The sequence below is a fragment of the Oxynema mangrovii CENA135 genome (genome assembly GCF_016632315.1).
Lineage (GTDB): Bacteria > Cyanobacteriota > Cyanobacteriia > Cyanobacteriales > Laspinemataceae > Oxynema > Oxynema aestuarii.
The window spans coordinates 3,437,286-3,450,754 of the sequence record NZ_JAEOXH010000001.1; the positions used below are offsets into that span (position 1 = coordinate 3,437,286).

12 protein-coding genes are annotated in these 13,469 nt (G+C 52.3%); 6 read left to right on the forward strand and 6 right to left on the reverse strand.

The window, feature by feature from the left end:
• Positions 1 to 79: 79 nt before the first annotated feature.
• Both JJD41_RS13420 and JJD41_RS13425 read right to left on the reverse strand, forming a co-directional pair.
• Positions 80 to 1,084 carry an RNA polymerase sigma factor, RpoD/SigA family gene (locus JJD41_RS13420; protein WP_200666664.1) on the reverse strand — a complete coding sequence of 335 codons (1,005 nt, stop codon included), beginning with the start codon at positions 1,082 to 1,084 and terminating at the stop codon, positions 80 to 82.
• Positions 1,085 to 2,271: 1,187 nt separating this feature from the next.
• Entirely contained in the window at positions 2,272 to 4,053 is a 1,782-nt protein-coding gene (locus tag JJD41_RS13425; protein ID WP_200666666.1) for a helicase HerA domain-containing protein, read from the reverse strand.
• A 136-nt stretch (positions 4,054 to 4,189) separates the two neighbouring features.
• Here JJD41_RS13425 and JJD41_RS13430 point away from each other — a divergent pair, with 136 nt between their 5' ends.
• On the forward strand, positions 4,190 to 4,345 hold the full coding sequence (locus JJD41_RS13430) for a hypothetical protein (protein WP_200666668.1): 156 nt from the start codon (positions 4,190 to 4,192) through the stop codon (positions 4,343 to 4,345).
• A gap of 537 nt (positions 4,346 to 4,882) precedes the next feature.
• Positions 4,883 to 5,269, forward strand: coding sequence for an AbrB family transcriptional regulator (locus JJD41_RS13435; RefSeq protein WP_200666670.1), 387 nt, complete (start codon positions 4,883 to 4,885; stop codon positions 5,267 to 5,269).
• Positions 5,270 to 5,671: 402 nt separating this feature from the next.
• Here JJD41_RS13435 and JJD41_RS13440 read toward each other — a convergent pair whose 3' ends face one another.
• On the reverse strand, positions 5,672 to 6,610 hold the full coding sequence (locus JJD41_RS13440) for a ParA family protein (protein WP_200666672.1): 939 nt from the start codon (positions 6,608 to 6,610) through the stop codon (positions 5,672 to 5,674).
• Positions 6,611 to 7,472: 862 nt separating this feature from the next.
• Between JJD41_RS13440 and JJD41_RS13445 the strand changes: the two genes are divergently transcribed.
• Complete coding sequence (locus JJD41_RS13445; protein ID WP_200666674.1) at positions 7,473 to 8,744, forward strand: RNA-guided endonuclease InsQ/TnpB family protein; 1,272 nt, start codon at positions 7,473 to 7,475, stop codon at positions 8,742 to 8,744.
• A gap of 25 nt (positions 8,745 to 8,769) precedes the next feature.
• Here the strand turns inward: JJD41_RS13445 and JJD41_RS13450 are convergent, their stop codons facing one another.
• Positions 8,770 to 8,994: a hypothetical protein gene (locus tag JJD41_RS13450; protein ID WP_200666676.1), complete on the reverse strand. Its 225-nt coding sequence runs from the start codon at positions 8,992 to 8,994 to the stop codon at positions 8,770 to 8,772.
• A gap of 441 nt (positions 8,995 to 9,435) precedes the next feature.
• On the opposite strand from JJD41_RS13450, the gene JJD41_RS13455 reads away from it, so the two are divergent.
• The 3 genes from JJD41_RS13455 (at position 9,436) to JJD41_RS13465 (ending at position 11,833) form a co-directional block, all read left to right on the forward strand.
• Positions 9,436 to 10,047 carry a DNA endonuclease gene (locus JJD41_RS13455; protein ID WP_200666678.1) on the forward strand — a complete coding sequence of 204 codons (612 nt, stop codon included), beginning with the start codon at positions 9,436 to 9,438 and terminating at the stop codon, positions 10,045 to 10,047.
• 313 nt (positions 10,048 to 10,360) lie between these two features.
• On the forward strand, positions 10,361 to 11,002 hold the full coding sequence (locus JJD41_RS13460) for a YdcF family protein (RefSeq protein WP_200666680.1): 642 nt from the start codon (positions 10,361 to 10,363) through the stop codon (positions 11,000 to 11,002).
• A gap of 237 nt (positions 11,003 to 11,239) precedes the next feature.
• Positions 11,240 to 11,833 (forward strand): hypothetical protein, encoded by a 594-nt coding sequence (locus tag JJD41_RS13465; RefSeq protein WP_370583811.1) that lies wholly within the window; start codon positions 11,240 to 11,242, stop codon positions 11,831 to 11,833.
• A 54-nt stretch (positions 11,834 to 11,887) separates the two neighbouring features.
• Here JJD41_RS13465 and JJD41_RS13470 read toward each other — a convergent pair whose 3' ends face one another.
• Both JJD41_RS13470 and fabD read right to left on the reverse strand, forming a co-directional pair.
• Positions 11,888 to 12,526, reverse strand: coding sequence for a lysophospholipid acyltransferase family protein (locus tag JJD41_RS13470; protein WP_200666684.1), 639 nt, complete (start codon positions 12,524 to 12,526; stop codon positions 11,888 to 11,890).
• Between the two features lie 13 nt (positions 12,527 to 12,539).
• Complete coding sequence (gene fabD, locus JJD41_RS13475) at positions 12,540 to 13,421, reverse strand: ACP S-malonyltransferase (protein WP_200666686.1); 882 nt, start codon at positions 13,419 to 13,421, stop codon at positions 12,540 to 12,542.
• Positions 13,422 to 13,469 lie beyond the last annotated feature (48 nt).

Genomic DNA, 13,469 nt, shown 5'->3' on the forward strand with positions numbered 1-13,469 from the left:
AAAACAAAAAATAAAAAAACAAAAAAGGGGAGGCACCTTCACCTCCCCCCAAACGGGTAAATCAGACCGTTTTATTGAGCTAGCTGGCGAGATATTCCTGCACGTTAGCTCGCCGCCGCCGCAATTGCGCCAACGCTTGATGTTCTAACTGGCGCACTCGTTCGCGGCTGAGATTGAGTTGTTCTCCCACCTTGGCTAAGGAGAGTTCCCGACCGTCTTTGAGTCCGAAACGCAAAACGATTACATCTCGTTGCTGGTTGGTCAACTCGGAAAGCAAGCTCTCGATATCTTCGCGCAGTAGCTCTTGGGTAATGTAGTTTTCTGGCGAAGCATCCGCATCTTCGAGCAGATCTTGCAGTTCGGTGTCCTGATTGTCGCCGACGCGCAAATCTAAGGAGACGGGTTGGCGCGACATCAGCAAGTATTCTCGAATCTGCGCGGGTTCGAGGTCGAGTTCTTCCGCTAAGTCGTTCGGGGTGGGATTGCGACCCAAGGTTTGGGTCAGTTCTCGTTGGGCTTTCTTGATCTTATTGAGTTTTTCGGTAATGTGAATCGGCAGGCGGATCGTGCGCGCTTGCTGGGCGATCGCCCGGGTGATCGCTTGACGAATCCACCAGTACGCATAGGTCGAGAATTTATACCCGCGCATCGGGTCGAATTTCTCGACACCTCTTTCTAAACCGAGGGTTCCTTCTTGAATCAGATCGAGAAACTCCAAGTTGCGCTTCTGGTATTTCTTGGCGATCGCCACCACCAAGCGCAAGTTGGCTTCGATCATCTTTTGTTTGGCTCTGCGTCCGACTTTGAGCAATTGTCTGAACTCTTCGAGGTCTTTGCTGACGTGCGCGGCCCACTCTGCCTCGGTTGGTTCTCGATCGAGCGTCTTCTCCAACTCTTGTTTGGCTTCAAGCAGGCTCATCATCTGCTGCACCTGCTTGCCATAAACAATTTCTTGCTCGTGGGAGAGCAGGGGAACCCGACCGATTTCGTGGAGGTAACTCCGAATCGAATCCGTCGAGTCGCCGCGTCTGGCGCCCATATAGGTCTGTTTGCGGGTGGTTGGCCGAGTTTTTATGGTGGGCATGGGTAAGCACTACTCCAAACAAAATCAAATATCTAGCAACTCCGCACCCGGCTCCTAGGGCAGAATAGTTTTGAGTCGGGATCGGTGTCGGGAAAACTGAGGCTACGGGCAGATTGAGGCTACGGACAATTGATGCGTTCTCTCGCTTCGACCTGCCCTTTCTCCCTTCGGGAGGTCATCCTCACGGTCGGCTTATTAAAACGAAGTCATTATGAGTTTGCTTTAATCCATTGTACGGCAGACAGATTCCCCAGTAAAGAGGAAAATTAGGTTTTTTTTGAGAGGGCAGTTCTGTTTCGATGGGCGCAATCGCTTTCCCGCGCGAACAGGGGAAGGCTTGTTGTTGGCGGGGAGGCTCTCAAGCCATTAAAAATCGGAGACAGGAAATTCGGAGAGAGGAACGCGGTTTTGACTACAGCGCGATCGCCTCCTACTTCGGACGAAGAGAAAATTAAAATCTCCCGCTTTTCATCTTTTGGCGATCGCGGATGGCAAACAATATACGCTAGTTTTAGTATGAACCTATTCGATGTTGGCCGGGATTCGGCTCGAAGGAGTAATCTCCGTACACCCCCAGATCTCTCCCCCAAAAGACCCTTCGGTTCTTAGGACGTCGTGCCGATCGAGATGGGTTCGGACTCTGGGTCAGCCCAGGAATTCGAGTTTGCTAAACCCCTACACCTTATAAGATAAGTTTTGAATACCCGTTGCGATCGGTGGATTGACGGGATACACCAACAGGGAAGGTTTTAAAACTTTTCCCCATCGTTTTAAGTCTTTTCACGTGCGTTTCCCAGACTTCAAGAGCGAGAAAAATGCAGTTTCTGCACGAACCGTCATTGTCTTGAATCTAGAACCCCCGGACTTTAATAATACAACATACTACACATTTTTTCATCCGCAAAACTACTCAAGTTCAAAAATTACCGATCGCCCCTGGACAGCGAAGGCGATCGCCGCGCTAATGCTAATATTCCCTCAGTTGAGGAAATTACGATCGCCCAGGGCCGAGTTACGATCCCGGTCGGGGACGATCGATCGCCACGCCACCCCTAGGGCGATCGAGATACTCTTACTATACGAACGCCTAGGGGGCTGGCAAATCTCCCTAGGGATAGATTTCGCCAAAATCACCGCAATTCGAGTGACTTTTCCCTTCCGAAAAACCGAGCTCAACCGCAGAACCGTTAAAATCCCAAATCTGCTTTCGCCGACTCCGCCGCCTTCAACACCGTATCGTCATCCATTTCATCCCACGCCACATCGCCAATCTCGCGATAAAAGGCTTCGTCGTAAGGACGAGTTCGGACGACCACAGGCATCGGAACCGCATGACCGAGAATCAACGCTTGTTGCTTCGAGTCCAATTTCGCCAACACCGATCGCAAATTTTGACCCCCCGAAACCCCGGTAAAAATGGCCTCGATATCCTTGTCGTCGTTGAGTAAAGCCGTAATCCGGGTACCGACTTGGGACATCACCTCATTGTCAATCCCCGAGGGGCGTTGGTCTACCACTAACAGCGTCACGAAATATTTTCGCATTTCCCGGGCGATCGTGCCGAAAATCGTCTGGCGGACCGTCGCCGAGTCTAAAAAGCGGTGAGCTTCCTCAATCGTAATCACCAACTGACGCGGGCGATCGCCGGGATCCTTCGTTTGCAAAAACTGCTCCGCCTTCTGGACGTAACTCCCGTGAATGCGACGACTGATCACATTCGTCGCCAACATATACGAGAGCATATTCGACTGAGACCCGAACTCGATCACCACGTGTTTGCCCGCATTCAGGGCGTCGAGAATGCGCCCCACGTAATTGTGAGGGCAGCTATTGCGCATATACTTCAGTTCGTCCAAACGAATTAACTTGCGCTGCAACGCCATAATCGAAGACTTATTACCTCGTTTTTCGTCGCAAAACATTTGGATATCTTCATTACTCATCGAAAGTAATTGGGTAATCCAACTTTTGCCGAATTCGTTACGCAAGATAATCGCATTTTCGATACTCGCTTCCGACAAATTCAAATCTCGGGCGACCAAGCTAATGTCTTCTACTTCGATTTGGTCGTAACCGAGATACAGTTCTTGGGCGTCGCGAACCCCCCGACGGCGGGTCGATTCCGGGTCGAGGGTGTAAATTTCGACCTGTCCGGGAAACAGTTGTCGCAACCCTTTGACCGTACTAAATTGCTTGCCTTCCGTCGCCGCTTCCCAACCGTATTCCGAGTGCATGTCGAAAATCAGGTTGACCGCCGCTTGCTTGCGGATGATCCCAGAGAGCAACAGACGGGTCAGGAAGGACTTTCCGGTGCCGGATTTGCCAAAAACGCCGTTACTGCGCTCTACGAAGCGATCCAGGTCGATACAGACGGGGACTTCCATATCGAGGGGTTGACCGATCGCGAAATTGCGGCGATGGGGGTCGTCTTCCCAACCGAAAACGGCGCGAAAATCGGCTTCGGAAGCGTCGTAAACTTGGGAAAAGTGGCTGGGAATGGTTTTGACCGGGAGCAGTTCCATCGGCGCCCCGGTTTGGGCTTGGTAGGAGGCGAGGGCGCCGTTATTGTTATTTTGGCCGTTGTTACTGTTTTCCGGAGTCTTCCGGTTACCCTTATTGGCGTTCGCTTGGGTGTTGAGCAGGGAATCGGGACTCCACCCGCCATCGTCGGTTTCTGGGGTGAGCATCAACATCGGCGCCAGCTCGATTCTGCCGTAGGTGCCACTTCCGGCGAGAACGGCTTGCATGAAGTCGTCTTCGGGATGGGGAGGGTTGACCAAAATGCGATCGCTGGTCGTTCCGAGGGCGACGTCAGTGAGCAAACAGAAAAATTGCGATCGCGCCCCGCGAACGACTAAGAATTTGCCAACCCGCATTTCTTCAACGGAAATGTCGGGATGCAGGCGAACTTCTAAGCCTTTGGAGAGAGAACCTTGGATGACCGAACCTAAAGGTTTATCTAAATTCATGCTGAATTGCGATCGAAGCTTTAGCCGATTTTATAGTGTTTTTTCAAGGGTTGCTGAAAAATTCTACTACTTGGGGACACGGCGATCGCCCAATTCAAGAACCGATCGAAAATTTAGTTGAATCTGTTATGCATGGATGTTTTTAGTCGGGTTAGGCTCGAAAATGGCGATCGCGGCTAAATCCGCTATTTTAAGCCTCAAAACCTTGTCAAAATCGACAAAAATCGCCGCCGTTCCTCTCGCCTATTCCCTTCGCCGATCGATCCGGCGATCGCGCCCCCCTTACCGTTGAGACATCCATAAACAACGATTTACCCTAACTCCAGACCCGGCGATCGCCCCATCCCAATTCCTTTAGCAAATTCCCCCCCGATTTTCTTCGAGACGATCGCCAAATATCGACAGACTGCCGCACATTTTAACCGCCACCGACGGTCTGGGTTCTACCTCGTTATCCTCTCAGCAAATCGTTGTCATCGGATCGGGAGATCGGCTTACACCTGTCGTTACTGTCTCTAGCTTTCTCTCTGCTGACTTGTATTTTTAGCGAGCAATCGAACTTGGGGGAGCCGCGATCGCCCCTCACGGTTCCCTTCCTATGGAAAACGGCGGGGAACTCCAACTCTCACTATCGATTTTACATCTCCTTGTAATCCTTGCGCGGCAAAGCTTTTGAGTAAATCGATCGCTTTCTCCCGCGCCCTTCTACCCTCGGTCAGGTAGGGCGATCGCCGCCGACCGTGGGAGAAATTTTTTTCAACAATGATATAGATTGAAATTTCAGATTTGATGATAAGATACTATTAGTAGTTCATTTAAAAATTGCCATATGGCTAAAACGAAAAACCCGGTTCCCTTAACAGGAAAAGACCTACTAGAGAAAGTTAAAGACTTGGCCAATCTTAGCAAGGAAGAAAAAGCCAAAGCGTGCGGCTACTACACCTTGACCAAGAATGGGATCGAGCGTGTTAACATGATGGCCTTTCTCAACGCCCTCATTGATGCCGAGGAAATCGATCTAGACGGTTCCTCCACGGGGCGCGGCGGACGCAGTGCCAGCTATAAAGTTAGCGTTCAGTCTAACGGCAATATCCTCATCGGTTCCGCCTATACCAAACAGATGAATCTCAAGCCCGGAGATGAATTTGAGATTTCGTTAGGCAGAAAGCACATCCATCTCAAGCAACTTGACGCTCAAGGCGAAGAAGAGATTTAGCCGAAATCGGGTTATTTTTTCGAGAAACACCTCAAATCGGCAAGTCATAAAATCTTCAAAAAACCGATTGACTACCGACCTACGGATGAGTTGAATCCTATTTCAGTCCGAGTCGGATCGGCGATCGCGTCGAACGTACAATTGAGATCGCCGTAAACACGGCTGGTCGAACCCTGATTCCCTTTTACAGTAGGAAATCCTTTGACTAAACAAGTCAAAAAATTTGTCGGCTTTCACGGGTAGGATCGCACAATTAACGCTCAAAGCGACAAAATACAGCAAAATTTAGAGGGCTTGAAGGGGGAGGCGATCGATCGCTTCCCCCGCCACTTGCATCGCCTTTTGGATCTCTTCCGACTCTCCCGATTCGATCCTTGTGGGGGGCGATCGCCCCTCGACCCCTCAATCCAAATTGACCAGATTTAACTTCCGTTTTTGTTGCTTCATATCGATCGCCACTTTAAGTTTAGCCATTACTTCTTCACTCAATTGAGCAAAAGCTTTCGACCCCGCACAACCGGGATTGGTCATCATCACGGGTAGAAAACTATCCACCGCCTTAGAAACGTTAATATCGTTGGGAATTCGGGTTTTAAAAATCTTCATTTCCCCGAAATCGTCGTGAACCCGACGCATCACTTGCTTGTAATAGCGACCGTTAAGTAACCCACTCGACATCGTAAACACGATCCCCATCAATTCCAGGGTCAGGGGGTTCTCGTCCTTATAAGTTTCTCGCAGTTGGTTAATCCGTCTTTGTAAAAGCTGAATGCCAATCAGGGAAAGGGGTTCGGGCTTGGCCGGAATTAAATAAAAATCGCTCGATACCAGGGCGCTGCGGGTCAGTAAATTGTAACCCGGCGCGCAATCGAGGATGATAAAGTCGTAATCTCTTGAAACGGGTTCGAGGATCTTGGCGACTAAAAGCTTTTCGAGTTTATTCCACACTAAATTAAAATCTTCTTTCGCCAAGCGAACCGCTTTTTCGTGCAGGAATTCCGAGATCGTGAACTCGTCGTAAAGTTCTAAATCTCCTGGAAGTAAATCCAGACCCTTTTGATTGCCGACATATTTTTTAATCGCGTCCTGAATCGGTACGCTCTGTTGGGCGATCGGTTGGATAAAGTCGTTAATTAAATGTTTGAGAGTGCGTCTTTCTTTGCGGAGTTTAGAAAATTCGTGAGGCGAGACCAGACTGAGAGTGGCGCTGATTTGAGTGTCGAGATCGACCACTAAGACCCGCTTACCCTGCTCCTTTGCCAATGCAGTTGCTAAATTGACCGTGAGCGTCGTTTTACCCACGCCTCCCTTCATGTTGGCTGTTGCGATAATTTGTGCCATAAGTCAAGTCCTCTGTGAAGTATGATGCACGCCAAACCTCAATGGGGTGAGGAGTCGAGAGAAGGCTCAAAACGGGTAGGCTTTGAGCGATCGCCGATCGCGAACCAAAGCGATCCATTCAGCAGGGAGTCGTTGAAAACCCCAAGGGAAGAGCTTGTCACTCCCTCGTCCCTTGGAGTCCGTCCGAGAACCTTTACCGTTGTAGCCGATCTCGGCGTTCCCTGACCCCCAGCAACGGGACTGGGGCGCGTCTGTGGCGCTAAATTGACAAAGGTAAGGAACGAGGGCGAAGGATTCACAAAAAGTTCGAGCATAATACCATAGATTTTTGGCGTGAGGGTCAACGGCGAGGAGACGAACCGAGATCCTCAACCACGAGCAATGGCGAGTTTCTCACCCTTAAAATAGCGCGGGAGCGAAGGGAACGCGCAGGAGTGGGGCGGAGATCGCTCCCCCCGTCGAAACAGGCTTGCAGACTGGATGATATTTGCAAACCGTCCCCAACAAAGCGGCCCGATCTCCCTAGGGGAAATCGGGGGTTCGTCGGTAAGGACGAGAGAATTGGGATATTATCCTGGGGATCGTTGTGGGGGATCCGTGGCCAGATTGAGGTTCGGGCTTGGCTGAATTAAGAGATCGATCGGAGTAGGGACGAAAAATTCTTCGCTCCTAGATCGGGATATGCGATCGGCTGTTCGTGTTTTCTGCTCGGTCGATCGTGCGGGGGTTTAACTTTTGAGGGGTTCGGGGACTTATAACTCCCCGAGCTGGTCTCATCCCCACCCTACGGGAAGGGCCAAGCCCTACGATGGGGATGAGACCAGCATTTACCAGCAGCTATAGCCTGTAGTAAATTATAGTCATGCTGACCATGAACTACACTTACCGAATCTATCCAAATGTCGTACAGCAGACTGAACTGCGGTCGTGGCTTGAGACGTGCCGAGGCGTATATAACTACGCTTTACGCGAACTCAAAGACTGGATTGCTTCGCGTAAGTGTTCGATAGACCGATGCTCGTTGGAGAAGGAATACATCATTCCCGCCGATGAACCATTTCCGTCCTACCACCGTCAGCAGAACAACCTGCCCAAAGCGAAGAAGCAATTCCCGCACTTGGGTAAGGTGCATTCTCAGGTGTTGCAGACCACGATTCGCAGACTGCACGATACCTGGGAAGTATTTCAGAAACGGGGATATGGATTCCCGCGTTTCAAAAAGTTCGGTCAATTCAAATCCTTTGTGTTTCCCCAATTCACGGACAATCCCATCAATGGCTTCATAATCAAGTTGCCAAAAATTGGGGAAGTGCCTATCAAACTGCATCGCCCCATCCCTAACGGGTTCAAGGTGAAACAGGTAAGGGTATTGTTGAGGGTACGGGGTACGCAATGGTACGTTGTCGTCACCATTGAATCGGATATATCGGTTCCCGATGTCCCGGTCCCGGTTCATGTTCGGGCGATTGGGATTGACCTGGGATTGGAGCGATTCTTGACCGCTTCCGATGGCTCTTTCCAAGAGCGACCCCAGTTTTTCAAGTCGATGCAACGCAAGCTGAAATTGCTGCAACGCAGAGCGGCACGAAAACAAAAGGGTTCTCAAAACTGGCAGAAGGCACAAGTCGAAGTGGCTAGAATGCACCATCGCATTGCCAATCGTCGTAAAGATTTCCATCTGAAGACGGCTCATCAGCTTTGCGACCGGGCGCAAACCATCTTTGCAGAAGACCTCAACGTTAAAGGCTTGACGCGAGGGATGTTGCGAAAAGATTGTGTAGATGCTGCTTTCGGGCAGTTCTTGTCTCTGACGGAATGGGTTTGCTGGAAACGGGGAGTCTACTTTGCTAAAGTCAACCCCAACGGCACCAGTCAAACCTGTCCCAACTGCCTTGCTACGGTGAGCAAGGGGTTGGAAGTCAGAGAGCATCATTGTCCTGAGTGTGGGTATCGAACGCATCGTGACCGTGCCGCAGCAGAGATGGTTTTGGATCGTGGACTAGAGAATGTAGTATCCCAGGGACTCTGGGGAACGGAAACCGCCTGTCAAGTCGGTCTGTCGGGGGTCTATGACCTAGATAAGTGGCGTGGGGCAGGAATACTCAATCGTGAGGTTGGGAAGCCCGCGCTGTAATCTTTGATTCAGCGTCGGGAGGATGTCACGAGGCTTGGGCGATCGGTTCGCTCAAACGAGCCTGCTTGTGCAGTAATCTCGATTGTTGGGTGACCCGACCGGACATCGCCGCATGTTGCAAGGTCATGAAGGCGTTGAGATCTTCGAGATCGTAGTGACTGGCCAGCAGATGTCGCAATTGGTTTTCGGCTTCTATACTGAGATAGCCACTGATTAAAGCTTGTTGTACGACGTCGCGAATACGAGCCATAGTCCGATCCCGTTTGTTTTTCAATCTCTATAGTTCCACTATCTATCCCCCAACTAAATCTTGCCGTGACTTTCGTGGGGGCGATCGCGTGATAGAAGTGGGGATTGGGGGTGAGCCGATCGCCCTCAAAACCGCGATCGAATCGGCGCTCCCGTGTGACGGCGATCGCTGTTGCTCCCCATGAAACCCCCCGGCACCCGTGCCTCTCCCGCCTCCAGCCAGTCTCTGCTATGATTGTTTTAGCCTATGGGGCTGTGGCTCAGTAGGATAGAGCAAGCGCCTCCTGAAAACTCGGGCACCGTAGGGGAAACTCTACGAGTGAATGTGGTCAAACTCAAGGAAGCCTAAGTCGGTCGATGCCGATACGGTAATCTTGAGCCAAGCTCTACCGAACCCCGGTAGAGAAGGTGCAGAGACTGGTTTGAAGACGCCCGCATCCAGATGGACTACAATGTCTCATCGAAAATAGAGCAACGGGGCATTTTAACGGGAATGTTGTTGGGTCATGCCAAACGCCATAAAGATAATTTCTTTATCGTCCATGGCGACCGACAGCACGGCTATCTCGCCTACAAACAAGAGATTCTTGAAGCCATTACCCGCAAGCGCGTCGGCGTTCGCCAGCGTTTCTCGCGACGAGGACGAGTATTAGTGTATCTCGAACCGAAGTCCATCCCCCTGACGCGAGTTTTAGTTCAGCGACTCTATCAGGGCAAACGCAAAACGATCGCCCGCCCCTTTTTGAATGGTTTGACCCCGGCGGGAATTGCCATTTGGTTTCTCGATCGCGGCTCGAAATCGTTCAAACGTCATGAGGGAAAGATTAAAGCCCTCGAAATTGTCCTGAATACCCGCTTATCCCCGGTGGAAAATGAGAAAGTCATTGCTTATTTTTCAGAGGTATGGGGTTTCGAGTGGGGGTTGAAAAAAATACGGGACAGTTGGGGGTTGAGAATGGGAACGCGCGAAGGGAAACGGTTTTTGGAGTTTATCGCTCCCTACGTTCCCGAACCGATGCTCTACAAAATCCAAACAACGCCTCTTCAAACATAACGGCCACCACCTACGGGCGATCGTGCCTACGGTGAAGGAATAGTCCGGAGAGCGAGGAAACTCGCACCAATCTGAAGCGCTAGGTCGCCGGTTCGAATCCGGCCAGTCCCGTTCCATGTTACTCTCTAGGAAAATAATCGTCTGGGTGTTTTCCCGGAAACGCTTGTCTCGATCGCACTGCGATCGGAACTTGAGACCGTTTCTGGCGGCGAGTCCTCGCAGCGAGATCGCCATTCTTGGGAGCTATTCCCAGAAGGGTTCGGGGGCGGTGCCGGAATCATTTGCACGCTGTTAAGGGTGAAGAGTCGCAAGAATGCTAGTCAAGATCGGTCAAAAAGCGGTCTGTAAGAACAGGGACGATCGGCGGCGATCGCGCCGTTGCCGTGCCAAACGCCGATCTTGTTTGTGGCTTTCGCTCTTCTTGTTCGTCCTTTTACTATCCGGCTTCGCTTACAAGCAATATCGCACCGCCTTCGATCGCCCCAAAGCCTTACTCGTCCTCGGCGGCGATACCGAACGGGAAGAATTCGCCGCCAACTTCGCGCGATCGCACCCCGACCTCGATATTTGGGTCTCCTCGGGAAGCAACCCCGAATACGCTCAGTGGGTCTTCGATCGCGCCGGAATCGAACCCCACCGCCTCCATCTCGACTATCAAGCCGTCGATACCGTCACCAACTTCACCACCCTCGTCGGCGAATTCCAAGCCCAAGGAATTGACAGCGTGTACCTGATTACCTCCGACGACCACATGCTTCGCGCCAAAGTCATCGGCGAAATCGTCCTCGGCAGTCGCGGCATCACTTACAAGGCGATCGCCGTCCCCTCCGGTCGCGAAGCCGAACCCGTCGAAAAATCGATTCGCGACGGGCTGCGCGCCATTTTGTGGGTGACCACCGGGCGTACCGGAGCCAGTCTCGGGCAGTTAAAATCGGGGGTGGGGAATCGGAAGTAGCCGATTGTAACTCAAGCACGACCCATTACAAGCGGAGCGACTCCAACTACCCGCCTTCAAACGATCGTTTCCCCCGGTGACTTGATGCACACCCTACCTTCTTCCTGGGACTTACCCCAAGCGATTAAACAACGATTTGGACTGCAGCGAGCAGGCAAACAAAGGGCGATGATTGCCGACGATCATTTGTTGCTGGTTCTGCATCATCCTCCGAGATCCAAGCAACGCGATCGCAAAGTGATTTTTTTTTGGCGACAACCGGACGGAACCTGGAAAGCCAGCACGGGAGGACGGGGAATACAAAGCTTAATCAAACATATCAAGCTCTACAGCAGTGAGGAAGAAGCACTTAACCAGCAGTACGCCGAAGCAGAGAACGCCGAAGACTACTTTGCACTGCTCGAAACGATCGCCCCCCTGCGTTTGGAAACGCAAAACTTACACAGTACCTTGCAAGCCGCACGGGAGGGAATTCCCTTAGATCGAGAGATCGTCGATCTGCGAGATTGGGCCCACGAGTTAGAGCGATCGCTCAATCTGCTTTACGAAAATGCCAAAAATGCAATGGACTTTACCATCGCCCAACGGGGAGAAGAACAAGCCCAACTGAGTTTGAAAGCGGTGGAGTCCGGACACCGCTTAAATATATTAGCGGCAATTTTCTTTCCGTTAACAGCATTGGCGAGCGTTTTTGGCATGAACTTGAAAAGCGGACTAGAAAATAGTGAGATTGCCACCTTTTGGTCGATCTTTTTTTTAGGAGGTGTCGCGGGTTTCTTCGTCCTCAATTGGGTCATTCGGGGACAATGGTTTTGGGAAGATGACCCCTGAGCTTCGCCGGGGAAAGGGGCGCTCTCCCGTCGGGAGTTTGGAAGCGGGAACGCCTCAGCGACCTAAATCGTGTAGATCGTTAATTATCCCCGCACAAGTCGCCGTGAACGTCTCTAAATCTTCACGACTCGTCGATTTCGGCGGATCGAGCACTTCGCCGATCCGAACGGTGACCGGGACGGGTTTCGGTAACGCCGACCCTTTTTTAACGATCGCCTGCGTTCCCCACAAACTGACCGGAAGCACCGGGGCTTGCGCTTTCGCCGCGATTAACGCCGCCCCCAACTTGGGTGCCGTAATCCGGGCATCCGGGGTGCGCGTCCCTTGCAAGAACAATCCCGTCGCCCATCCTTGTTCTAAATAAGAGAGCGCCGCCCGCATGGCCGCGCGATCGCCCTTGCCGCGTTTGACCGGATAGGCGCCGTAGAGGCGAATCGCATCTTTCAACACCGGAACGCGAAATAACTCTTCCTTCGCCATAAACGCCACCGGACGGCGCATACAGTTCGACAGGATCGGCGGGTCGAAGTCGCTGGCGTGATTGCTGACCACGATCAACGGGCCTTCTTGCGGCACGCGATCGGCGCCGTAAATGCGACCCCGAAAATAGCCGTGCAGCATCGGACTGACCACCGACCATTTAAACAGGTGGTAGAGAACTAAACTCTTGACAGGCTCTCGGTTACGACTCATCGGCTCGAAACCACTACGACGCAGCGAGATCGGCGAGACTGCCGACCTGTTGCAAGCTCAAGCCACTGCGCTTGAGCAAGCCACTGAGGACTTTACCCGGACCGACTTCGATCGCCGCTTCGATGCCGCATTCGGGCAGTTGCTCGCCGATTTCTCGCCAGCGTACCGATCCGGTCATTTGGCGGGCGAGGCGTTCTTTCAACTGCGCGGCGTCGGTGGCGGGGGTCGGATCCGTATTGGACAGAACCGGAACGGTGGCGTCCCTAAAGGAAACCCCATCGAGGACTTGTTGGAACTCTGCCGCCGCCTCAGCCATCATCGGCGAGTGGAAGGCGCCGGAAACGTTGAGTTTGACCGCCCGTTTGGCCTTGACGTTGGCGAGGATCGCATCTACGGCGTCGGGGGTGCCGGAAATGACCACCTGGGCGCTACTGTTGTCGTTGGCGAGGACGACGTCGGGATTTTGTTCGATTGCGGCGGCGAGTCGGTCGCGATCGAAGCCGATCAGGGCGGCCATTTGTCCGCCTGCGGCGCCGTCCATCAGTTCGGCGCGGCGTTTGACCAGTTCCAACCCGGTTTTAAAGTCGAAGACTCCGGCGACGTAGAGGGCGACGTATTCGCCCAAACTATGTCCGGCGACCAGGTTCGGGGCGTCGTGGCCGCGATCGCGCATGATCTCGGCCAAAATGCTCTCGACGACGTAAAGACAGGGTTGGGTGTAGAGGGTTCGTCCGAGTTGGGCTTCGTCTCCCTGACAAATCTCGGGGACGGACCACCCCAAAACCTGGGTGGCGGTGTCAAAGCGAGCGGCAGCGAGGGGATGCTCTCTGAGGTCGGCGCCCATGCCGACGGCCTGGGATCCCTGGCCTGGAAAAATCCATGCGGTTTTAGTCATTAGTTTTTCTGGAATTCTCGCACAAACGATCGTCAACAAGAATTGAGG

What these genes read in the sequence shown, in the direction of transcription:
- JJD41_RS13420 (WP_200666664.1), bottom strand. Translation starts at nt 1,084, where the DNA reads ATGCCCACCATAAAAACTCGGCCAACCACCCGCAAACAGACCTATATG.
- JJD41_RS13425 (WP_200666666.1), bottom strand. Translation starts at nt 4,053, where the DNA reads ATGAATTTAGATAAACCTTTAGGTTCGGTCATCCAAGGTTCTCTCTCC.
- JJD41_RS13430 (WP_200666668.1), top strand. Translation starts at nt 4,190, where the DNA reads ATGTTTTTAGTCGGGTTAGGCTCGAAAATGGCGATCGCGGCTAAATCC.
- JJD41_RS13435 (WP_200666670.1), top strand. Translation starts at nt 4,883, where the DNA reads ATGGCTAAAACGAAAAACCCGGTTCCCTTAACAGGAAAAGACCTACTA.
- JJD41_RS13440 (WP_200666672.1), bottom strand. Translation starts at nt 6,610, where the DNA reads ATGGCACAAATTATCGCAACAGCCAACATGAAGGGAGGCGTGGGTAAA.
- JJD41_RS13445 (WP_200666674.1), top strand. Translation starts at nt 7,473, where the DNA reads ATGCTGACCATGAACTACACTTACCGAATCTATCCAAATGTCGTACAG.
- JJD41_RS13450 (WP_200666676.1), bottom strand. Translation starts at nt 8,994, where the DNA reads ATGGCTCGTATTCGCGACGTCGTACAACAAGCTTTAATCAGTGGCTAT.
- JJD41_RS13455 (WP_200666678.1), top strand. Translation starts at nt 9,436, where the DNA reads ATGGACTACAATGTCTCATCGAAAATAGAGCAACGGGGCATTTTAACG.
- JJD41_RS13460 (WP_200666680.1), top strand. Translation starts at nt 10,361, where the DNA reads ATGCTAGTCAAGATCGGTCAAAAAGCGGTCTGTAAGAACAGGGACGAT.
- JJD41_RS13470 (WP_200666684.1), bottom strand. Translation starts at nt 12,526, where the DNA reads ATGAGTCGTAACCGAGAGCCTGTCAAGAGTTTAGTTCTCTACCACCTG.
- fabD (WP_200666686.1), bottom strand. Translation starts at nt 13,421, where the DNA reads ATGACTAAAACCGCATGGATTTTTCCAGGCCAGGGATCCCAGGCCGTC.